26 protein-coding genes are annotated in these 20,292 nt (G+C 54.8%); 14 read left to right on the top strand and 12 right to left on the bottom strand.

What is annotated here, in order from left to right:
* Window positions 1-203: 203 nt before the first annotated feature.
* The 9 genes from KGA83_RS19985 to KGA83_RS19945 form a co-directional block, all read right to left on the bottom strand.
* Window positions 204-1,655 (bottom strand): DUF1254 domain-containing protein, encoded by a 1,452-nt coding sequence (locus tag KGA83_RS19985; RefSeq protein WP_218497425.1) that lies wholly within the window; start codon window positions 1,653-1,655, stop codon window positions 204-206.
* 557 nt (window positions 1,656-2,212) lie between these two features.
* Window positions 2,213-2,602: an antiterminator Q family protein gene (locus KGA83_RS19980; protein ID WP_218497427.1), complete on the bottom strand. Its 390-nt coding sequence runs from the start codon at window positions 2,600-2,602 to the stop codon at window positions 2,213-2,215.
* Window positions 2,603-2,606: 4 nt separating this feature from the next.
* Window positions 2,607-2,927, bottom strand: coding sequence for a hypothetical protein (locus tag KGA83_RS19975; protein ID WP_223530621.1), 321 nt, complete (start codon window positions 2,925-2,927; stop codon window positions 2,607-2,609).
* 39 nt (window positions 2,928-2,966) lie between these two features.
* Window positions 2,967-4,244 (bottom strand): tyrosine-type recombinase/integrase, encoded by a 1,278-nt coding sequence (locus tag KGA83_RS19970; protein WP_223530620.1) that lies wholly within the window; start codon window positions 4,242-4,244, stop codon window positions 2,967-2,969.
* Window positions 4,241-4,450: a hypothetical protein gene (locus tag KGA83_RS19965; protein ID WP_217838397.1), complete on the bottom strand. Its 210-nt coding sequence runs from the start codon at window positions 4,448-4,450 to the stop codon at window positions 4,241-4,243. The genes KGA83_RS19970 and KGA83_RS19965 overlap by 4 nt, the downstream gene beginning before the upstream one ends.
* 29 nt (window positions 4,451-4,479) lie before the next feature.
* Entirely contained in the window at window positions 4,480-4,980 is a 501-nt protein-coding gene (locus KGA83_RS19960; RefSeq protein WP_223530619.1) for a hypothetical protein, read from the bottom strand.
* The gene (locus KGA83_RS19955; RefSeq protein ID WP_223530618.1) at window positions 4,980-5,762 is read right to left on the bottom strand and encodes an ATP-binding protein; all 783 of its coding nucleotides are present in this window, start codon (window positions 5,760-5,762) and stop codon (window positions 4,980-4,982) included. Before KGA83_RS19955 ends, KGA83_RS19960 begins: the two co-directional genes overlap by 1 nt.
* Complete coding sequence (locus KGA83_RS19950) at window positions 5,743-6,594, bottom strand: hypothetical protein (RefSeq protein WP_223530617.1); 852 nt, start codon at window positions 6,592-6,594, stop codon at window positions 5,743-5,745. The genes KGA83_RS19955 and KGA83_RS19950 overlap by 20 nt, the downstream gene beginning before the upstream one ends.
* Window position 6,595: 1 nt before the next feature.
* A complete protein-coding gene (locus KGA83_RS19945; protein WP_223464323.1) occupies window positions 6,596-7,093 on the bottom strand; it encodes a YmfL family putative regulatory protein in 498 nt (165 codons plus the stop codon).
* A gap of 168 nt (window positions 7,094-7,261) precedes the next feature.
* Here KGA83_RS19945 and KGA83_RS19935 point away from each other — a divergent pair, with 168 nt between their 5' ends.
* The 7 genes from KGA83_RS19935 to KGA83_RS19905 all read left to right on the top strand — a co-directional run bounded on the left by KGA83_RS19935 (window position 7,262) and on the right by KGA83_RS19905 (window position 10,700).
* Entirely contained in the window at window positions 7,262-8,113 is an 852-nt protein-coding gene (locus tag KGA83_RS19935; RefSeq protein ID WP_317850596.1) for an XRE family transcriptional regulator, read from the top strand.
* Between the two features lie 161 nt (window positions 8,114-8,274).
* Window positions 8,275-8,520 carry a DUF1654 domain-containing protein gene (locus tag KGA83_RS19930; RefSeq protein WP_223530616.1) on the top strand — a complete coding sequence of 82 codons (246 nt, stop codon included), beginning with the start codon at window positions 8,275-8,277 and terminating at the stop codon, window positions 8,518-8,520.
* Between the two features lie 233 nt (window positions 8,521-8,753).
* Window positions 8,754-9,353, top strand: a complete 600-nt coding sequence (locus KGA83_RS19925) for a tellurite resistance TerB family protein (protein ID WP_223530615.1) — start codon at window positions 8,754-8,756, stop codon at window positions 9,351-9,353.
* Window positions 9,350-9,553, top strand: coding sequence for a hypothetical protein (locus KGA83_RS19920; protein ID WP_223530613.1), 204 nt, complete (start codon window positions 9,350-9,352; stop codon window positions 9,551-9,553). The genes KGA83_RS19925 and KGA83_RS19920 overlap by 4 nt, the downstream gene beginning before the upstream one ends.
* Before the next feature lie 65 nt (window positions 9,554-9,618).
* Entirely contained in the window at window positions 9,619-9,819 is a 201-nt protein-coding gene (gene csrA / locus KGA83_RS19915) for a carbon storage regulator CsrA (protein WP_223530611.1), read from the top strand.
* Window positions 9,820-9,969: 150 nt separating this feature from the next.
* Complete coding sequence (locus KGA83_RS19910; RefSeq protein WP_223530609.1) at window positions 9,970-10,242, top strand: hypothetical protein; 273 nt, start codon at window positions 9,970-9,972, stop codon at window positions 10,240-10,242.
* On the top strand, window positions 10,239-10,700 hold the full coding sequence (locus KGA83_RS19905) for a hypothetical protein (protein WP_223530608.1): 462 nt from the start codon (window positions 10,239-10,241) through the stop codon (window positions 10,698-10,700). The genes KGA83_RS19910 and KGA83_RS19905 overlap by 4 nt, the downstream gene beginning before the upstream one ends.
* Window positions 10,701-10,814: 114 nt before the next feature.
* Here the strand turns inward: KGA83_RS19905 and KGA83_RS19900 are convergent, their stop codons facing one another.
* Both KGA83_RS19900 and KGA83_RS19895 read right to left on the bottom strand, forming a co-directional pair.
* Window positions 10,815-11,435 (bottom strand): hypothetical protein, encoded by a 621-nt coding sequence (locus KGA83_RS19900; RefSeq protein ID WP_223530606.1) that lies wholly within the window; start codon window positions 11,433-11,435, stop codon window positions 10,815-10,817.
* Between the two features lie 222 nt (window positions 11,436-11,657).
* Window positions 11,658-12,359: a hypothetical protein gene (locus KGA83_RS19895; RefSeq protein WP_223530604.1), complete on the bottom strand. Its 702-nt coding sequence runs from the start codon at window positions 12,357-12,359 to the stop codon at window positions 11,658-11,660.
* A 188-nt stretch (window positions 12,360-12,547) separates the two neighbouring features.
* On the opposite strand from KGA83_RS19895, the gene KGA83_RS19890 reads away from it, so the two are divergent.
* The 6 genes from KGA83_RS19890 (at window position 12,548) to KGA83_RS19865 (ending at window position 18,115) form a co-directional block, all read left to right on the top strand.
* Window positions 12,548-12,826 (top strand): hypothetical protein, encoded by a 279-nt coding sequence (locus tag KGA83_RS19890; RefSeq protein WP_223530602.1) that lies wholly within the window; start codon window positions 12,548-12,550, stop codon window positions 12,824-12,826.
* Between the two features lie 43 nt (window positions 12,827-12,869).
* A complete protein-coding gene (locus tag KGA83_RS19885) occupies window positions 12,870-13,112 on the top strand; it encodes a DUF4224 domain-containing protein (protein WP_150756586.1) in 243 nt (80 codons plus the stop codon).
* Between the two features lies 1 nt (window position 13,113).
* Window positions 13,114-14,163, top strand: coding sequence for a tyrosine-type recombinase/integrase (locus tag KGA83_RS19880; protein ID WP_223530601.1), 1,050 nt, complete (start codon window positions 13,114-13,116; stop codon window positions 14,161-14,163).
* Between the two features lie 952 nt (window positions 14,164-15,115).
* A complete protein-coding gene (locus KGA83_RS19875; RefSeq protein WP_115947818.1) occupies window positions 15,116-15,676 on the top strand; it encodes a YSC84-related protein in 561 nt (186 codons plus the stop codon).
* 240 nt (window positions 15,677-15,916) lie between these two features.
* Window positions 15,917-16,216 carry a hypothetical protein gene (locus KGA83_RS19870; protein ID WP_115947964.1) on the top strand — a complete coding sequence of 100 codons (300 nt, stop codon included), beginning with the start codon at window positions 15,917-15,919 and terminating at the stop codon, window positions 16,214-16,216.
* 159 nt (window positions 16,217-16,375) lie between these two features.
* Window positions 16,376-18,115, top strand: coding sequence for a dipeptidase (locus tag KGA83_RS19865; protein ID WP_223530599.1), 1,740 nt, complete (start codon window positions 16,376-16,378; stop codon window positions 18,113-18,115).
* Between the two features lie 145 nt (window positions 18,116-18,260).
* Here KGA83_RS19865 and KGA83_RS19860 read toward each other — a convergent pair whose 3' ends face one another.
* A complete protein-coding gene (locus KGA83_RS19860; protein ID WP_115947816.1) occupies window positions 18,261-18,611 on the bottom strand; it encodes a DUF6124 family protein in 351 nt (116 codons plus the stop codon).
* Window positions 18,612-19,246: 635 nt separating this feature from the next.
* Here KGA83_RS19860 and KGA83_RS19855 point away from each other — a divergent pair.
* Window positions 19,247-20,242 carry a TRAP transporter substrate-binding protein gene (locus KGA83_RS19855; RefSeq protein WP_115947815.1) on the top strand — a complete coding sequence of 332 codons (996 nt, stop codon included), beginning with the start codon at window positions 19,247-19,249 and terminating at the stop codon, window positions 20,240-20,242.
* Window positions 20,243-20,292: the final 50 nt, after the last annotated feature.

The raw sequence follows: 20,292 nt of genomic DNA, 5'->3' as shown, positions 1-20,292 counted from the left end.
AAGCGATTGCATAACGACCGACTTGGGGCGCAAAGAAATCATATGTCGCGACGTACATAAACGTCCGAGAAGGGTCGTTTTTAGCCGGTCGCGACAGGCAAAAACCGACCAATAGCAGCCCTTGATGATTGGCTGCTATTGGCAAAAAAGGCACCACAAGCCGACACCGACCTACGGCGAGTGTCAGCAATGGGCCGCAAGATTTACTTCGTGACCACCAGCGCCGGTGGCTGCCAGCTGCCGTCGCCAGCGGGAAGAATCGAAGGCGGTGCGGTCTTCGGCCAGTAGAGGCGCATTACCAGAAAGACCGTGTCGTCAGGCGCGGGCAACCAGTTTGCCTCCTTAGCCTTACCGGGGGAGTCTTTCTGAATGTACAGCGTCAGTGAACCATCCGTGTTTTTCTTCATTGCCGACAGCATCGGCGAATTGATCAGGTAACGGTTGAGCGGATTCTTGACCAGCAGTTGGCTCTTGCCGTCGTACATGGTCACCGACCAGAAGGCATTGACTGGCGGCAGTTTGCCGGCTGGGAAAGTCAGCGTGTACTTGCGCTTGCTGGTATCGAGAGTCTGGCCGGTGCCGTCGGTGCGCGTGTTGGGATACATCGCCTCGACGGCGTCGTTGCCGTAGAGGCCGCCTTTCGCGGCACCAGCACGCTTTAGCCAGTCGGCCTTGTAGAACGTTTGGTCGCCGAAGTACGCGCCGACGTTCCAGCCGTTGATTATCTTCGTCCCGCTCGCGAGGAACTTGTCGACCTTCTCGTCACCGGCCTTCATCCCGAGCAGGACCGCGGCCTTGTGCTCGAGCGAGAGGTCCTTAAATTCGAAGGTGCGACCAGGGCCTACGCCGATGCTGGCCAGCTTGGCCCGGATCTCCTGGTCGTCAGCCGATGGCGGCACATACTCCATCGCGGCCGACAAGTACTCGAAGAAGTTGGCCTTGATGCCTTCTGTCGTAGCCGGCACGAAATCAATCTTCGGCGCAGTGGGCGGCGCGGGTTGATGGAGGAAGGCGGACAGCGGCTGGACCTTGTAGCCTGCTTGCACCTTCTCGACATTCGGCATGTCCTTGGCATTGTAGAGCTGAGTCCGAATGGCACTCACGGCGAAGGGAGTGGTCGAGGTGAAGACTTTTTTGATACCGGGAGGGGGCGCGCCTTTCCAATCGGGACCGACCACCATGTAGTGGCCTGGCTCGTTGCCGGTAGCACGGCTGCCGATGTAACCGTAGTTGTAAGTGTTGCCGTCGATCATCTGCACCGAGTAGTAACGCTGCTTGTCCACTGCCGGCACCGAGATCACCATCGGCTCCGCGCGCAGGTCCAGCCAGACAAACGAATACGGGGTGTCGCTGTTCGGAGTGATGATGGCCGTGTCTTGGTAGGTGAAGACGCGAGGCTCGTTCTTGATCTGGTTGAACGGCGCCTTGTATTGCGGGCCACCCTTGTCCACAGCATATTCGTGCATAACGGCGTAGTTCATGACCAGCGGTAAGCCGTAAATAAAGCCTTCCTCGGCGATCGCCTTGGTCTGCTCGAGACTCGGCGCGGGTACGCCCTTGGTCACATCCGTCTTGTCTGCCTGCGTGATCGGATCGTTCTTGCTCGCACACCCTGCAAAAAGCGTTGAACCCACTACGACGAGTGCCGCAGCCATTGTCCAGCCCCGGTTAGACTTCCTGTTCATTTCTACCTCGTTAGTTTTGAGCAAGCTGGCACCGTGAGCCTTCATGGCCACGGTGAAATAATTCGAATGCTTGAAACCCTCCCGACTTTTTTCAGTAGTGCCAGGTCATGTGGGCGATCAGGGCTTCAATCCAGGCGTTGTCGAACTCGCCTGATACACGATTGCCAGACAAGGTTTTTTGCTGTTCGACTGGCATGCCCCCACCCAGACCGCGACCCACTGAAATTCAGGTCTGTCTCTTTACTTAGCGACTGAGTAAATCCTGTGGCGAAGCGCCAACTCACACGCCCAGGGAGTGTAGATCACAATAAATGGACTTACCCCTACAAAACCGGACACCAGCTCCCCGTTATTTGTACGTCTTATCGCCACGATGAATACGAGATGCAGCTCAGATTCAGTTCCGTAACATTTACTCGCCGCCGTTAAGGACCATTTGGCTTCGAGAACAGCCAATCTGTTGCATCGACCGGTTGAATCCACAGTCGATTGCTGCCTTTCGCGACAGGCAGCAATCGGCTAATAGATTAAGCAGCTTGCCGCATTGCATCGACAGCACAATCGATCCACGCGATGCCTGCTCTCGCCAATTCCCTCGCCTTCCCTTCACTTATGCCGTAGTGCTTACCAACCCGAACCATGGGCCATTTAGCACCGTAGTAAAGCCAAATAATATCGCCCATTTGTCGATCACGGTGTGAGAGCCGCGCAACTGCGCTATCAATAGCTCCAGCCCATTCATCAGTAATGCAATAGCTTTTGCTCGCCGACACTTGCGGCATTGCCTGGCGCATTAGCGCCAAAGTCGGTGAGATGTAGATGGGGACGCCAGCCCCATCCATCCGCCACCAGCCCCACTGCTCCAGCAGGTATTCGGTATCGCCCAAAGGTCGGCCTGCCGGCTTTCGAATCATCATGTTCTCAATCCCCTGTGAAATTTGTGCCGCCGGCACCGCGACGGTTGTTCATTTGGTAGTACTCGGTCGGCCCGGAGATCGACGCCCCTCGCTGGAGCAGTTCAATTTCGCGCTGAGCCTGCTGCAATTTGAAGCTCAATTGGGTGACTAACTCGTCCGAAGAAAGCACCAACCTACTCCCTCGAATGACCCAACCTGAGCCGTTGCAAGCAGTGCAAACCAGCTCATAAAACAACCCTTTCACTACCGCTTTGCCCTTGCAGGTTGGGCAAGGATCCAGCTCGATCCGCCGCCTCTTAAAGCCATACCCCTGCCCTTTCTGCATGTTTGAATCCTCTTGTAAGATTAATTTCTGTTTTCGGCTTCAGGCCAACCAGCCCGAGGGGTCCAGGGCAACCGGCTTACTCGCGCGTCTTGCTCCTGTCTTGTCCTGCAATGCATCAAAACCCTGTGCGTCGAGCCAGCCGTGCCACCGCTCCAGGGCGTTGCGCTTTACCACCTCGCCCATCGCCTGAAAGTAGGTGCGCTCCAGTTCGGTCAGGGCGTGGTTGAGTAGTAGTTTTCCCACCAGTGAATCGACACCGAGGTTGGCCCAGATGGAAGGCGCCAGTTTGCGCAGGTCGTGACTGGTCCACTCGCCCGCTCCCAATCGGGCAAAAATGGCAAAGGCCTGGCTGCGTGACATCGGGCGCCCCGAACGTGAAGTCGCCGGAAACAGGTACGCCCCGTCGTAACCCTGGGCCCGCTGCTGCGCACGGTAACGTTCCAGAAAAGCCACGGCCTGCGTGGTCAACGGCAACAGGTGGTCGCGCTTGGATTTAGTGTCATCGGCCGGGATGAACCACCCCCCCGCATCCAGGTGGATGTTTTTCCACTTGGCCAGACGGGTTTCGGTGATTCGCGTGGCATGGGTCAGCATCAACACCAGCAGCGTCACGGCCGTCGGTTCCGTGATGAACGCTTCACTCCATTCGGCCAGCAGGTCCACCACGGCGACGTGTCGCAAGCGTGCACCCTTGGGCTTGATTTTGGCCTTGGTGAAGTGACTGAACGACACCCCAAGCAGCGGATTCACGGTGATCTTTTTCAGCGTCAACGCAGCGCCGAACACCACCTTCAGTACGTCCAACACCGACTTGACGTAGGACAGGCTGTACTCGGCCTGCATGTGCCAGACCAAGTGTCGGTCCAAGGTATCGGCATTGAGTTTGCACAAGGGCAAATCACCCAGTGCGGGCAACAACTGGCAGCGGATCGCCGACAACGACGATCCTCGGCGGCTTTTGGACAAACTGTTATCGGTGTTCAGGCGCGCGGCATACCACTCCAACACCTGCCCGACCCGCTCCCAACCATCCACCGTGGCAGCAGCCGACGGATCGGCCAACAACCGGGCCTGCACTACCGGCAAGCTGTCGAGCATGACCCGCGCTGGCACGTCGGGCCAGTTGGCAGCCTTTTTCCATTTGGCGCCCTTGTCGAAACGCACCAGGTGCCAACTGCCTTTGCTGCGGTCGTGACGGTAACGAAAGCGCAGCGGGTGCCGAGGATCCTTCAGCTCGGTAATGGTCGGGTCGATGGCATGCTGTTTGATGACAGCATCAGACAGTTTCACAGTCAGGGTTTTCAAGGGAGCAGTCATTGGTCATCGCCCCTTTTACCAAGCAAGTCGACCACTTCAAATGTCGAGGGCCACATCCAGGCGCCGTAGCGCTCGGCCATTGCCTGATCAACGAACAGCGCCAATGCGTGATCGGGGGTGCTGCCCAAGTCCACTTTGTACGAACAGCAGAACACGGCAAACCGATAGTTTGCCGAATCCGGAATAGCCAGGCGGCGATCAGGCATCTCCAAGCTGATCCCCATGCGCTTGCCCATTAGCCCCCCTTCAGCAGAGATTGCAGGAGCTTGAATTTGTCGAGAGCTTCAGCATTGACCTCGCGCTCTGCCTCAACGGACAACGCCACTTCCTCGATACGCGCGGCGAGCTTTTTCATGCGCTGACCGACTTCCTCGGCAAAGCTGATGACCTCGCCAGACAGCACCGCCAATGTATCCAGAGCGCTACCCTCAGGTTTCTTGGTAGTAGCCATGGCCGGCTTGGTATCTTTCGACATGCTTTGTTCTCTCCGGGGCGTGATGGTGATGGCGGTACGCTGGAAGTGTCCGTTAACGGGTTCGCGAATCAGACCTGCGTCCTTCAACTCACCCAGTCCGCGACGTACGGCCGGAAACTGGGCACCCGTGGTTTCGGCAACCATCAACGAATTGAAAATATCGTGAGCACTCCAGCGCTCCTGGATTGGCACGACTTGAAATACTTTGCGGGCGAGCGACGATTGCCCGGCGAGCATGTTTTGTTGTTTGGCTGCGTTCATCAGAAGCCCTCCTTACCGCGTTGAGATTCCCACTCGAATGCCACGCCAATGCAGCCGTTTTCCCGGATGCGGTCGACACAGCGCGCACCAATGGCGTCGTTCAATTCGGCGGGAGACAGGTTGCTGACGATGATCGTCGGACGACATTGTTCGTAACGACCGTTGATGATGCTGAACAGGGTGGCCAGCTCGAACTCGCTCTGCTTGGTAGCACCGACTTCATCGAGCACCAGCAGGTCCGCGCCGATCACCTCACGCAAGATGTGCGCCTCGGACTCGCCTGAGCGCTCATTGAACGTCGCCCGGATCTCGCCGATGAGCGTGCCCACCGTGCGGTAGATCGCCTTGACCATGCATTCGTTGATCAGGTGATTGGCCGAGGCAATGGCCAGGTGGGTCTTGCCGGTGCCGACCTTCCCCAGCAGCAACATGCAGCGACCTTCCCGGCGATGCTTCGAAAAATTGTCGACGTAGTCGGTACACGCATCCAGGGCGATCTGCTGGGCCGGATTCGACACGACGAAATCGGCAAATGTCTTTTCCGCGAAACGCTTCGGAATCCGGGCGATTGATTGCTGAACTATCCGAAACTGACAGCGTTTGCGCTCGAGCTCTTGCATGTCACGTTTGTTGCTCGCGCAGATGGGACACCCAGACAAGTTGCCACCCTTGAGGATGACCGCCGAATATTCGCCATGATCGAAGCAGCTCGCTGGCTGACGGCCGATGACGCCGAATTTGCGGTCCATGTGAGCGCCGAAGTTAGAGACGGAAGGTGCCATTGGCGTTCTCCTTGGTACCGGCCTTGTAATCGCGAATTTCAAAGCCGGAATGGCGACTGGTCGGAAGTGGTGCGGGGATGACTGCTTTGTCGGGGAAGATCCCCGTCCATCCGTTGCTGATCGAAAGGGCCAGAACGCAATCGGGGGCTGGATGGTTCGCCAAGGCCTTGGCCTGTTGTTCACAGCTCTTGGCGGTGAGGGGTTTGTGGATTTCCTTGCGGTGCTGGCACCAGTCGGCCCAAACCTCGACGCTGACGTTTTCCGGCTTGGCGGTTAGCGGGTCGAACTTTGGCGATTTGCCTGGCGCGTTAGCGCCCTGCTTCTCCTGATTACTGGTTACCTGATTGGTACCCTGATTACTGGTACCCTGATTTGTCGGAAATTTTTCCGACCCTCCTCGGATTTTTTTCCGACCCTGCTCGGATATTTTTCCGACCTTGCTCGGAGATTTTTCCGAGGTAGATCGGATTTTTTTCCGACCCTCACACACCTCAGAGGTCGGATATTTTTCCGACCCGTCCAACTTGCGATTCCACTCTTTGGCCTTTTCGGTCAAACGAAACAAACTGATGTTGGAAGTGTGGGATAGCTCGATCAGCCCGGCGGTCTCGAGCCCTTTGAGAAGTCGGTACGCTGTATCTGGTTTGTCGGTGAGCAAGGGCAATTCCTCCACGATTTTTGCCTTGCTCAAGGCAAAGAAAATCCCCTTATCGGTCTTGATTGGCCTTGCCCAGCTAGGACACTCGTAGACAAACGAAAACAGCAGCGCCTGCTGGGAGTTCAACCCCCACTCCAGTGCTTTCACCTGGTTGATCGTGATCGTGAACTGCATATCAACCCTTCCCGCTTGGCGGTCGGGCTGAGCGTTTCGATTTGTGCAACTCAATCAGTGCGGTCACCTCCTCGTGCCGGGCAGCCAAGTGCTTCGCGTGCAGGGCCAGAATCTCTGCGGCTTCCGCTGCAGTGATTTCGCCGTCCTCCAGCGCCAGGGCAAGAAACTGGTCAACCCGACCGCGCTTCACAGAAGTACGCAACGAGCGCTGGTGCATGTCTACATTGTCCAGATCGCCAACCTCAGGCAGACGAACAAATACGCCGCCGTACATCGCGCAGATGTAGTCCGGCAAGAAGGTGGTTTTGGTTTCAGTCTCAAGTGTGCAGACCTCATCGTCGGTGAGAGGCTTGACGCCTGCCGACTCGTAAATCCGGTTTTTGAAGCGCTTGAGATTCTCTTCGCCAAGAAAGTCAGAGGCGTATGCAAGTCCGCCAGGGAATGCATTGGCAGAGGCAATGACTGCTTTGCGACGGGTGTCTAGCACTGGCGATTTCATCGTCTAGTTTTCTCTCGGCGCCGTTGCGCTAAAAATGGCTTCAGTTAGTCGCTGTGATGTCCGTTAGGTACTCAGCTCGGCCCAAGGAAATGAAGGACAAAGGGTTTCTTTCTTGAATACACCGTTGGTCAAGGCTTCAGCCCGTTTGGCAACCACCGGAGACATCCCGTGCTTTTCACGAACCCAACCGGAAACGGTGCTTTGATCCACCTTGAGCTTCTCTGCGGTGGCCTCCTGCGTCCCGAAGAAAGCAACAAGGTCTTTAAATATGGTGTTCATATCGCCCCTAATTATGTGAATACCCATATCGTAGATCATAGGCATACCACTTTGCAACGATATGGGTTCGCCAGTAATAATCGGAAGATGGAATATAAAGAACGAATCAAGGCCGCTCGACGACACGCCGGATTTACTCAGGCCCAACTAGCGAAGCTTGTTGGCATCGATCAAGCGTCTATTTCTGACCTTGAGAGAGGCAGATCACAGCGCTCCTCCTATAACGCCTCCATTGCGAAAGCGTGCGGAGTTTCGGCCATATGGATTGAGAGTGGGTCTGGCCCGATGGTTTCAGAAACCACCGAACAGTCCAACGTAAAGGATGCTGTCCAGCCTCAGATGCTTTATCGATATCCAGTGATCAGCTGGGTATCAGCGGGTTCCTGGGAGGAAGCTGTCCAGCCTTACCCGGATGGTTTTTCTGACAGGTATGAAATATCTGACTACGACTCCAAAGGACCTGCGTTTTGGCTTGAGGTTAAAGGTGATTCGATGACCGCACCTGCAGGCGTAAGCGTCCCTGAAGGGATGATGATCCTAGTAGACACCGAGGCAGATGTGAAACCCGGCAAGTTGGTTATTGCCAAACTGCCCGCGAGCAACGAGGCGACTTTTAAGAAGCTGGTGGAGGATGGCGGTGTACGTTATCTGAAGCCGCTGAACCCAGCTTATAAAATGGTCGAGTGTGATGAAAATTGCCGCATCATTGGCGTAGCAGTACGTATGACCGGAAAGCTTTAGAGCGACACTCATGCACCGCCATTCATGTGATAAACCAGCCCGCACTAAGCGGGCTTTTTTTTGCTTCGGCTCAAAAGAGTACAAGCGTGCTCTTTCCGGATTGTTGCTTTCCCCTCAACAAAATACTGTCTATCCACACAGAAAAAAACAAAGGAAGACAGATGAGCAATGGCAGCAACTCCCTCACGTTGAACACCTATGAACAAGTCGGCCGACGCATTCAACGCATGGTGTCCGATCCAAACGTGCAAAAGGTTCAGACAATTACGATCGCCAGGCGTGAAGACGAGTCACCCGATGCATGGGAGCGTGTCATCCAAGAGTTTGAGGAAACAGGTGGGATAACTGTCGAGCGGTTAGAAGACGACAGCGTGAGAATTGGCTGGCAGAGATACGTCGACCTATAAGCGAAGCCCGCGATTTGCGGGCTTTTTATCGCCGACTGTAAATTTTATGGGTTTACCCATTGACACGAATTATGTGTACACCTATATTTTATCCATATCGACACATAATCGACTCAGCAGCGAAAGCCGCGCCGCTCTTTAACAGTCAGCGCAACGAACAACAGTCCGCATTGCCTCTCCCGGCGACCGGCGAGCAGACAGGCCCGAAAGTCTGTCAACGACAGGAACAGCCTGTGCGGCTGCTCGATGGTGAAACGCCAGAACCGTGGAATGACCTGGCAAGCAATGCGCCGCGCTCCTCCGGCGGCAATAGGACGGACAGCATCACTGCTGCACCTTGGCGACAGGGTGCATCGGGATGTAATCCCACCAGAGGAAACACCATGTTCGGAATGAAAAAACTCTTCGGAAAACAAGTCGGCAACGCCCAGGCCGAAATGAAGAAGGTCGTTAACCGCGACTTGATGCAGGCCATTGTCGGTGGCGGCCTATTGGTCGCTGCGGCTGATGGTGAGATTGAAGCCAGCGAGGTTTCCAAGCTGGATGAGTTGATTCGCTCTAACCCGAATTTGACGCACTTCGGCAGCGAGATCACCGAAACCATCAATCGTTTTACAGGCCAGTTGAACGCCAACTTTCAAGTAGGTCGATTGGCGATCAAGCGGGAACTGGCCGACATCAAAAACGTTCCAACGGACGCGGAGGAAGCCTTCGTTAACATTCTTGCCGTTGCCCAGGCTGACGGCCAGATCGAATCAGCAGAGTTGGTGGTGCTGAAAGAAATAGGCATGCACTTCGGTCTGCGTCTGGCTGACTACGGTATCGAGGCGTGAAGTACGCGACAAAGGTTCTGCTGATCCTGCTGGCACTGATCGTGGGCTGCATGTTGCTGAGCGGGCTTGCCTCGCGGGCCACTTGCTCTTACTACGGCTTCCAGACAGATCGAAAGACTCGCTACGCCGCCTTTGTTGGCTGCATGGTGAAGCTCGACGGTGCGTGGTTCCCTCGTAATGAAATCCGCGTAATGCAGTGATGTTTCACTGATGCCGCTTCTTGCAAGGCGGCATTGGGAAACCCACTCACGCAAGGAAATGGACAATGCTGATTTTGACTCGCAAAGAAGGCGAAAGCATCAACATAGGCAACAACATCACAATCACAGTGCTGGGCGTTAGCGGGAAACAGGTACGTATCGGAACTAGCGCACCAAAGGATGTCCAGGTGCATCGAGAAGAAATCACGCAGCGCATTCAGGCGGGTTTGTCGAAGTCCGCGATGGCAACACCTTCGATCTCTTAAGCAGGTCTTTGTGACGCAAACAATGGCCCGGTTCCGATCGGGCTTTTTTACGCCTGCAATTTATCAAACAGCCCCCTTCCTTTCCCGGTGGCCATCAGCAGGTGGTCGGAGTGCTGATTAATACACCTAACCTACTCCGAGGGATCAACCATGCATCCATCTTTTCAAGAGCGCATCGATGAAGTCGGTGAACTGCTGCAACGAACAAAGACCGCCCGCTCCGGGTTCTACAGTCGTATTGATCGACGAGCCCCATCCAAACCGGTGCGCTACCAAGTCGCCGGCGGAAGCTTCGGCATGTATCAGATTAAAGACCTCACCACCGGCAAGACTCGCGCTTTCCGCAACGACTACAAAGCAGCTCACGACCTTGCCATGCAGTTTGAAGCCAAGGCCAATCGCCAGATTACGGTCGCGCTATGAAAAAGCGAAAGCCCAACAACATGCGTACCCGGATAGAGCGATCGAGCCGAGCACTGCTCAACGCCAATCACGTCGCGGTGGTCCACATCGACCCCAGCGGACGCCAAGGGATGATGAACTGGAAGAACTACAAGAGCATCCCTCCAGGACAACGCATGGCCGAAGCAGTCTGCGACTTTGCCCATCGCTGGACGATCTATGTCAGCGTCCAATGTCGAGATCATCGCGGCAACCGCTACACCAAATCGGTAGAGGTCGCGCCTCAAGGTAACTATCTGGCCGCCCACCTCGAAGACGTGATCGAGGACACCTACAAAGCCCTGGTCGCCGAGAGCAATCCGAATCACAGGGTCGCGTCGGGCTGGATCGCCATACCCGCCGAGATATCGCTGACTGAAGAGCAGGCGGCCCGGATGTTCGACGCCGTGGGTGTCTGGAGTCAGCAGAGGACAGCATGAGACGCATCAACAACCGGGTGCGCCAGCGCCGACGACAGACATGGCTGGATCTACCACCCCACGAAATTGAAGAGGTAGGCCATAGCCAAGATCAGATACGCGTTATGAAGAATGCTAGACCTGTAGCATCAACCCACCTGGTTCCTGGCCCGGAAAAATCTCAAGGACAAGTTTATCCACAATTGACTTCGCTTCTGAATGAATAAGACCGATGTCGACACTCCACTTCATATTATAAAATTTCTTCTCAGAAGAAACATACAGACGAATTGGATAAACACGCGGATTCATAGCCTCCCAATGGGAAATTATCATATTGTAAACTGCCATCCTCCCCTGAAATGGTTTTTTAGAAAGGTCATAATTAGCCTCATCCAGATACTCGTCAAAGTGCTCTAGAGTGTTTCGAACTTTATGATTTAAAAGCTCCTTGATATTTAACGATGAAATGAATTCTGAAAGCTCTTTAGCTCTCTCTTTTCGCAGTTTGAACCTAACACCATTCTCCCCATTAGCTTTTACATCAGAAGTCGCAACAAGTTTTTTAATATTTGCAGCATCAGATAAAAGCGAAGCAATTGTAGAGTGAAGTTTCGGATTAACTTCTAAAATATAACCACTCTCGGGAAGAGTTGCATCCCTGAAAATCTTTTCACACTTTTCAAAAATCGAGAGCGATAGCCACCACAGCTCATGATAGTAAAGCGTTGCCAGTTTCGTATGAGCTAGTTCCATTCCTTAATATTCCTCTTCCGTTTGAGCCTCGTATAGGGCCTTACACCACTTCTAACTAATTTCCCTACAAAATACCAGCAAAATAGCGCAGACCCTACCGCGCCGCACCACAAACGTTCGCTTCTCGTTACAGGACATTGGCGAAGGACCGTCGCTCCGTCACGAGAAGAACTGCGCACTCATTCTTCTGTGAGGTAATAGAGAAGGACCTTAACCCACCTTCTATACATCAAACCCGATCAGACGGGCTCTAGCGGCAACTCTCAGCAGATCAACCGTCTTGTTTATTTGCTTTTCGGCTGGTTTATATTCGCCTAGATCATTGTCCTTTAGATTTTGCCATTTCATCATGGCGTTAGTCGACTCAATTTCCGCACGTTCATCAAACCTTCCGCGTATCAAAAGCCTCACATAATTATCTATAAAATCACAAAATACATGCTCAAGCCTGTATAGCTCTGCAAACTGCGTCTTGAAAACGCCCCCCCAGATCTCGGAACACTCTAAATCCAGTGGTTCAATCTCTGCCCGCACAGCTTGAATCTCACTCAGCCGACTTTGATAAATTTTCACCAAGTAATTATCTGAGCCTCCATCACCAATCCACGAATTATTCTCAATTTGAATAACCGATGACTCAGCAAAGTGCCAAGTTTTCAAAAGCTCATCATTGTATTTTCTCAAAACAACAACGAGCTTTCGAGCGAGCTCGTGATCAGATTCTGCCTTAGCTTGCTTGCGCCAAGAATTCATTGTTACCAAAGCAATGATAACGGCAACTATCGTGGCAAAAGCCCCTGCTATATCAAACAAGTCGTGCACATTGGCGATTTTAAAAAAATCAGGTGAGCCGCTCATCTTTCCCCAGATTATTCCCGCTCCGAATAGCAGCCCGCAAACACACCAAATCATCCTGTCTTTCATATTTCCATCTACTTGAACCGATGTGCCGATGTTACCAGCCCATCAACGGTATGCACGAGGTATCCCTATGGCCAGCCCGTGCATAGCCGCAATACTCGCACCTTGACCCCTGCCCCTCGGATTACCAGCTGTAACCCACACCATACAACTCAACCAGCCTGCCGGTGAACGGCGGGTGAGGAATCCTCATGACCAAAGAAAACGTGTACGACGAACAAATTAGCCCTCTGGTCCACAAGATCATCGCCATCTGCAAAGAGTATGAAATTGCCCTGCTGCTTTCCGCTCAGCTTGAAGACGAGGATGAGCGAGAGCTGTTCCGCACCACCATCCTGCCCGGTACGGATGAGGTGTCATGCGAGAAGTTTGTCCATGCGCTGAACGTCATCCGCCCGCCAAGCCGCCCCGCGATGCACATGACCACTACTCATGCCGACGGCAGCCAGACGCTGACAGCAATCATCTGAACCCTCCCCACCTTCTGCCGCCACGCGCGGCATGGAGCATCCCATGGAATCCGAAATTCTTTCGGACGAAGAACTAGCGATTATCACCGGCTACAAGGCCAGGGCTTCCCAGCGACGCTGGCTGATCGACCACCAATGGGTCTTCATCGAAAGCCGAGGCAAGCGCCCGTTGGTTGGTCGGCACTATGTCCGCATGAAGTTGGGCATGGTGTCACCTACCGCTCTCAACCCGCCCTCCACTCCCGCGGCGCCAGCATGGACGCCAGACTTCTCACGAGTGAACTGATATGCGCCCCCGCAATGCCGAAACACGCAACTTACCGCCAAGGATGTATCAGTGGACACGTCCCCGGAAAAGCGGAAAAACCTGGATTGCTTACTACTACTTGGATATGGCGGGAAAGGCGATACCGCTAGGCAAAGACTTGGACAAGGCCAGGGTCAAATGGGCTGAACTCGAAGCCAAGGAGGCGCCTCTCGATCTTCGAACCATGAAGGGAATCTTTGATAGGTATATTCGCGATATTGTCCCCAAAAAAGCAGCGCGCACCCAGAAGGACAACCTGTCAGAGATTAAGCAACTGCGACCAATGTTCGACAGCGCACCTATCGATGCCATAACACCTGCAGCAATTGCCGGTTACAGGGATGCACGCTCGGCAAAAGTGCGAGCAAATCGCGAAATCGCCACCCTCTCCCACGTATTCAACATGGCACGAGAATGGGGTCTAACCACAAAGGAAAACCCGTGCCAAGGAGTCCGTAAAAACAAGGAAACCCCGCGCGATTACTACGCAAACGATGCGGTCTGGAAGGCGGTGTACCAGAAGGCAGGTCAAGAGCTGAAAGATGCCATGGACCTGGCTTACCTGACCGGTCAACGGCCAGCGGACGTACTAGTAATGCGCAAGGATGACATCGAGGGAGGATTCCTGATGGTTCAGCAAAACAAAACCAGTAAAAAACTTCGAATACAGACTACTACTGACGGCTCTGCAAACAGCCTGGGCTTGCTGATCGCCCAGATCGCCAAGCGTAATGCGCAGCATCTGTCGAGTTATCTGATAGTTAGTCAAAGAGGAAAACGGATGACCGCTACCATGCTGCGTAAGCGATGGGATGAGGCAAGAGAGAAGGCGAAGCAGGCGGCACTTGATAATAGTGACACGCACTTAGCGAGCCGGGTCGCAGAGTTTCAATTCCGAGACATCCGACCTAAAGCAGCATCAGAGATCACGGATATTGGTGAGGCCAGCTTGCTGCTAGGACATACCAAAGGCGACATTACTGAGCGCGTTTACCGTCGTGTCGGCGCCATTGCTAAGCCCTCAAAATAGCCCAAAAAGTGTTACAAAACCATAATACGACCCCTTGTAAAACGCGGCCTGTAGAGGTGGCAAAAAAAATTCGTATTAGAACGAAAAGGAGCTGCACACCGCAGAATAAAGGGACTTGCATATCGGACTTGAAAACCGTCGACTGTAACAGGTCCATGAGTTCGAATCCCATCGCCTCCGCCATCTTTATACGACAAAGCCCTGATTATTCAGGGCTTTGTCGTTTCTGGGGTTTGGTGAAAATCTCGCCGCTCGACAAGCGTTCCATAATTTTCTCAAGAAAATTGCAGCTTCCGCTAAATTGACCAGCCCGACAGCGATCAGCTCTTCGTGTCAGCCCTGTCATATCGTTGTCACATCCACCCAGCACAATGGGATCAGCCAAATGGATTTGGCCCATCTACAGAGAGCCCGGCCGACGCCGGGCTTTTTCATTGCTACGACATGCTTTTCACGAAACGCTCACAAGATGGAGCGCAGATTGGATGAACAAAAGGATTTGACCCCAAACAGAAGGCCCGTCATTGCGCGGGCCTTTTGCTGCCTGCTGCGTTTTTCTCTGACGAATATGAGGCGGCCATGCGCCTGCGAGACGATCCCAGCCCCGCCCTACTCAGCCGACTCAATCAGAACATCAATGCTGCGGATGCCAACAGCACTTCGACTTTGCGTTCAGGCCGGTGTTATCGGCCACCACCCGAAATCACGGTGTGAAAATACTGGACGCCAGAGGCCAGAAGCAAAACTGACAGCGAACCCGGTCATTACGCAGTGGTCATAACAGCTGAAGGCATCGCAAATGATCAGTGGCCCCGAGCCAACTTCATTCAAGAGCGATGCCTGCAATTCACACACTTCAGGGTGCGCCGGATAACCTCAGCGGATTCGGTTCCTGCCTGACGCAGGCGCTTGCCACTGCTCTCATCCAATGCTCCCTCGGCGGAGTAGGCAAATGACTCAATCAATGCGGTTCTTCCTGTCGATCTTCCTCGTGACGGCATCATTGGCATCGGCCAGTTTCCTGAACACTGCAGGAGCGGCCACCGCCGAGGACCTGAGTGCAGACTCTCGACAAGCGTTGCAAACGCTCTACAAGACCAATCCTTTTTCCGAAACCATCTCGCACAAAGCCAAAGCGGCGCTTGTTTTCCCGAACATCATCAAGGCCGGTCTTGTATTCGGCGGCAGCTATGGCGAAGGCGTACTGATGAAAGGCTCGAAAGTCGAGAGTTACTACAACTCCGTCAGCGGTTCATGGGGGCTGCAGGCCGGCGCCCAGTCGTATGGCTATGTGGTTTTCCTGATGACCGATAATGCCGTGAAGTATCTGGCCGACACCAAGGGCTGGGAAATCGGTGTAGGGCCAACGGTTGTTTTAGTGAATGCAGGGGTTGCGAAGAACCTGTCCAGCTCGACGCTCAAAGACGACGCCTACGCGTTCATCTTCGACCAGCAAGGGCTGATGGTGGGGGTCAGCATCGAGGGAACGAAGATTTCTCAGATCAAGCGCTAGCGTCAGCCGTTTGATTGACCATCGGGAGCGTGATGGCGGCCTACGCCAATCCGGATGGGTTTTCCCGTTCAGGCCAGGCTGCCCTCACGCCTGGCGCACGGACTCAGCTGATGATTGGGAAGTAGACGAAAGGTGCGGCAGGATCGGTGCCGCAAGGATAGGCTCAGAGAAAGAGTGTGCCCCGGCCCTGATGTGGCCATGTACGATCTCGAATACGCCTCTTGCTACAGGGGAACCGGGATGACGGGAAAAACTGCGCGTCAATGGTCGTCATGGATCCTGCTTTCCCTGCTCGCCATTGATCTGGCACTGACAGCGGGATGTTCAGGCAAAGCCACCACGGCTCGCTATTCAGCTCCAAACACGGGTTCAACCTGCTATGCAAAAGCCCTTCCCACTGTCGGCGAAGGCGGCATCGCCTGGGCGGACACCCTGGACATGGCTCGCCAGAAATCCCTGGATAATTGCATCCGCTATGCGGGCCGATCCGGCGGCACGCCGAATACCTGCCAAGTGGTGATGGCGGAATGTAAACATTGATAGAGCGGGTTTTCGTTTCTGCGCCGCTTTTGCATTTCTGTGCGACAGATCCCACTTCAGGGGCTCCCGTTTCACACGCTCGTGGTGGTAGTTTGCAAATGTTTCTGATCAAACGATCAGATATTTCTTACAAACCGCCTGCAAAGGAATGCCCCAGCAATGGATTTTTCACTCAAGCACCTGGCTGCGACCACCCTCATGCTCGCCAGCCTTTCATCGTTCACCACCGCAGCCCACGCCAACAACACGCCACAACAGAGCGCGATCATCCTCAAGACCTTCAGTGATGCGTCGGTCAAGGATTTCAGACAGTTCCTGGGCGACTTGTCCAAGAGCGATATCGCCAAAACCGACAACCTCGGTCCGGCCATCCGTGCATTCCTCGACAACAAGACGCTTGGCGCCGGGCAGCAAAACGAAATTCATCGCCTGCTTGGCCTCTACGCCCGGGTGAAATACGGCAGTGCGGCCACCGAAACCTTGAAGGAGCTGGTGGCCATTCCAACCGTGCGCGTGGACGGTGTTGCCCAGCACGACAATCCCGAATTTCTCAAGATTGCCGAGAAGATCAAGGGTCTCGCCCTGGCGTTCAACCTGAACTTTCGCAACGTCGATAACCGTGTCTATGAAATCTCCCTGGAAGGCGCTGGCGATGAAGTCGTGGGCATTCACGCCCATGCCGATGTGGTGCCGGTGACGCCCGAGAACTGGGTGCTGCAGGACGGCACCCGCCTCGATCCGTTCAAGGTCACCCTGATCGGTGATCGCATGTATGGCCGCGGCACTGAAGATGACAAGAACGGCATCGTGGTCGCGCTCTACGCCATGAAGATCATTAAAGAAGAGCAGTTGCCGCTGGCCAGACACTTCAAGCTGCTGGTCGACACCACCGAAGAGACCACGGGTGACGCCATCCCCTACTACTTCGAACGCAACCCGACCCCCAACTATAATCTGGCGCTGGATGGCGGCTACCCGGTGGTGATCGCCGAGAAAGGCTACGGCACTGTCATGGCCGGCTTTGCCAACCGTAAAGCCGAAGGCCAGGGCGCAGAAATCACCTCGATGACCGGGGGTCTGGCCACCAACCAGATTCCGTCGACATCGGTCGCGACCCTGGTGACCGACAAGCCCGCCGAACTGGCCGCCAGCCTGCAAAAGGCCGGCACCGACTATGCCAAGCGCAACGGTGGCAATTTCGAGGTCACCGCCAAGGTCGATGGCAAGGACGTCAAACTGACGGTCACCGGTGTGTCTGCGCACTCCTCCGAGCCCGAGTCCGGCGTCAACCCGGTGGCGAGGATGCTCGACTTCATCAATAGCCTCGACGGCAAGGTCGCGCTCAAGCACAACCAGATCACGGACGCCGCCCGCTACGCCGCCGACAACTGGGGGCTGGATTACCTGGGTGGCAAGTTGGGGGTCGGTTTTGCCGACGAGTTCATGGGCCCGCTGACCACTTCCCCGACCTATGTCGGGATGGATGACAAAGCCTTCAAGCTCGCGATCAACCTGCGCGTGCCGAAGGGAAAATCCCCGGAAGTGCTCAAGGCCGAAATCGCCGCAAAGCTGGACGCCTGGAGCAGGAAAACCGGCATCACACCAACCTTCAACCTGTCGATTGCCGAACCGATGTACCGCAACCCCGAGGGTGAATGGGTCAAGGCCCTGCTCGCGGTGGCCAGCGACAACCTCGGCATGGAACACAAGTTCGGCACCTCCGCCGGTGCCACGTCGGTGCATGAACTGCCCAACGGCGTGCAATTCGGCCTGGCCATGCCGGACGTCAAATACACCGGCCACAACGACAACGAGTTCAAGACCACCGAGCAGTTCCTGCTGGACCTGCAGATCGTGACCGAGATGATGGGCCGCATCGGGCAATTGCCGAAGCTTTGATGCTCTATCGGGCCCGCCCTACTGGCGGGTCTACTTCCAGAACGGCAGTGAAACCCCGGAAGATCGCAGCCTGCGGCAGCTCCTACGCATTACGCGATCCCCGTAGGAGCTGCCGCAGGCTGCGATCTTTTGATCTTTTTTACCCTCACCCAGGCGGGTCGATTTGATCCAGCACCCGGTTCGCCGTGATCTCCGCCAGCATCACGCTGTTGGAAATGCCCAGCAACGCATTGCGCGACCCACCGTCCAGATGATCCACCAACTGATGGACCATCACATCGACCGACGCGAGGGTCTCGACCAGATAAACCATCAAGGTTTCGGGACTCGCCTGCGGGTCCACGGTGAACAAACTGCAGGGTGTGCGCGGTGTGGCTTTGATATCGGCAATCGAGGGGATGTGATAATCGAGGGCGGCTTCGTTGAGCCTGGTTGAGTCGGGTTCATGTGGGGAGACCGGATCGGCGTCCGGCGGGTTTGGCGTTACCTTGAACATATTTCTGTCTCCAAAAAATGGAGCCATCACCGACTTGCGACTAAACAAGGGGGTGGCAGCTGTACGCAGGTTAGTCGACCGGGGAGACACGAAACCGGCGCGCCCGAAAGCGCCCTGCGCACAGCTACCATGAAGTGCAGGCATGAAATGACCTGACTGTCTGGATACAAATACGCTTCGTGAAACCAACGGGCGACTAAACCCGATCACTGATGGGCAGTGACACGAATCAAGTTACCGATGGCCTCCAGGGCGCACAAGCCGGCGGATTCTGGCGTAACCGTAGGCAACGGCGCAAGGTCTTGTAGCTTGCATGAAGTAACCTTAAACGCCTTTAAACAGACGCTCTCAACGGGATTTTGAAAAGGACGGTCACGAACTCAAGGCCAGTGTCGAAGGGCAATGATTGGCTAGATCCACAGCCAAAAGCAGTCATCCATTCAAGCCTCCAGTCAGCGGCAAAAAAAGCCAATGAAGTCAGGTTTGAGAGTCTGGTTATCTACCAGCAGCTTTTTACCTTCCCGGTTATCGCCCTCCAACGGATGGTTTTCTGCCTAGACTTGTTCTTGTCCCGACATACAAATGCGCTCAAGGCATCGAGCCATATGGAAAACAAAAACAAGAGGAGCCCCCCGATGTTCAGATCTCTATACGCAGTACTCGCCTGCGCTCTTGCGTTAAGCACAATGAACGCGGCCATGGCAGCAGATCCGGTGATTATCAAGTTCTCGCACGTCGTCGCTGAACAGACGCCCAAGGGCCAAGGCGCCTTGCTGTTCAAGAAACTGGTAGAGGAGCGCTTGCCTGGCAAGGTCAAGGTCGAGGTCTATCCCAACTCCTCGCTATTTGGTGACGGCAAGGAGATGGAGGCCCTGTTGCTGGGAGATGTGCAGATGATTGCGCCGTCCCTGGCCAAGTTCGAACAGTACACAAAGACCCTCCAGCTGTTCGATCTGCCCTTCCTGTTCAATGACATCGCCGCGGTCAACCGCTTCCAGTTGAGCCCGCAGGGCCAGGGGCTGCTCAAGTCCATGGAAAGTAAAAACATCACCGGCCTGGCCTACTGGCACAACGGGATGAAGCAACTGTCGGCCAACAAGCCACTGCGCGTCCCCGCCGATGCCCGTGGCCTGAAGTTCCGGGTGCAGGCGTCTGCCGTGCTCGAAGAACAGTTCAAGGCAGTGCACGCCAATCCGCGCAAGATGAGTTTTGCCGAGGTTTATCAGGGGCTGCAGACCGGAGTGGTCAACGGCGCGGAGAACCCATACTCGAATATCTACAGCCAGAAAATGCACGAAGTGCAGAAGTACATCACCGAATCGAACCACGGTGTGCTGGATTACATGCTGATCACCAACACCAAATTCTGGAACGGCCTGCCACCAGACATTCGCAGCGAACTGGACAAGATTGTCGTGGAAGTCACAGCTCAAGTGAACAAGGAAGCGGAGCAACTCAATGAGAGTGACAAGCAACGCATCATCGCGGCCAAAACGACTGAAATCATCATCCTGACACCGCAAGAACGCGAGCAATGGCGAGAAGCGATGAAACCGGTATGGAAGATGTTCGAAGGCGAAATCGGCCCTGAACTGATCTCCGTAGCCGAAGCCGCCAACAAGGCTCAATGATCGCGAGGCAGGTGCTGCCGGGGGCGGCGCCTGCCAGTCGTCACTCGACG

It is taken from the genome of Pseudomonas sp. GL-R-19, assembly GCF_019956375.1.
In the GTDB taxonomy this organism is placed as follows: domain Bacteria; phylum Pseudomonadota; class Gammaproteobacteria; order Pseudomonadales; family Pseudomonadaceae; genus Aquipseudomonas.
Note: the sequence above shows the minus strand (reverse complement) of the source record. Positions and strands in the feature narration are given on the sequence as shown.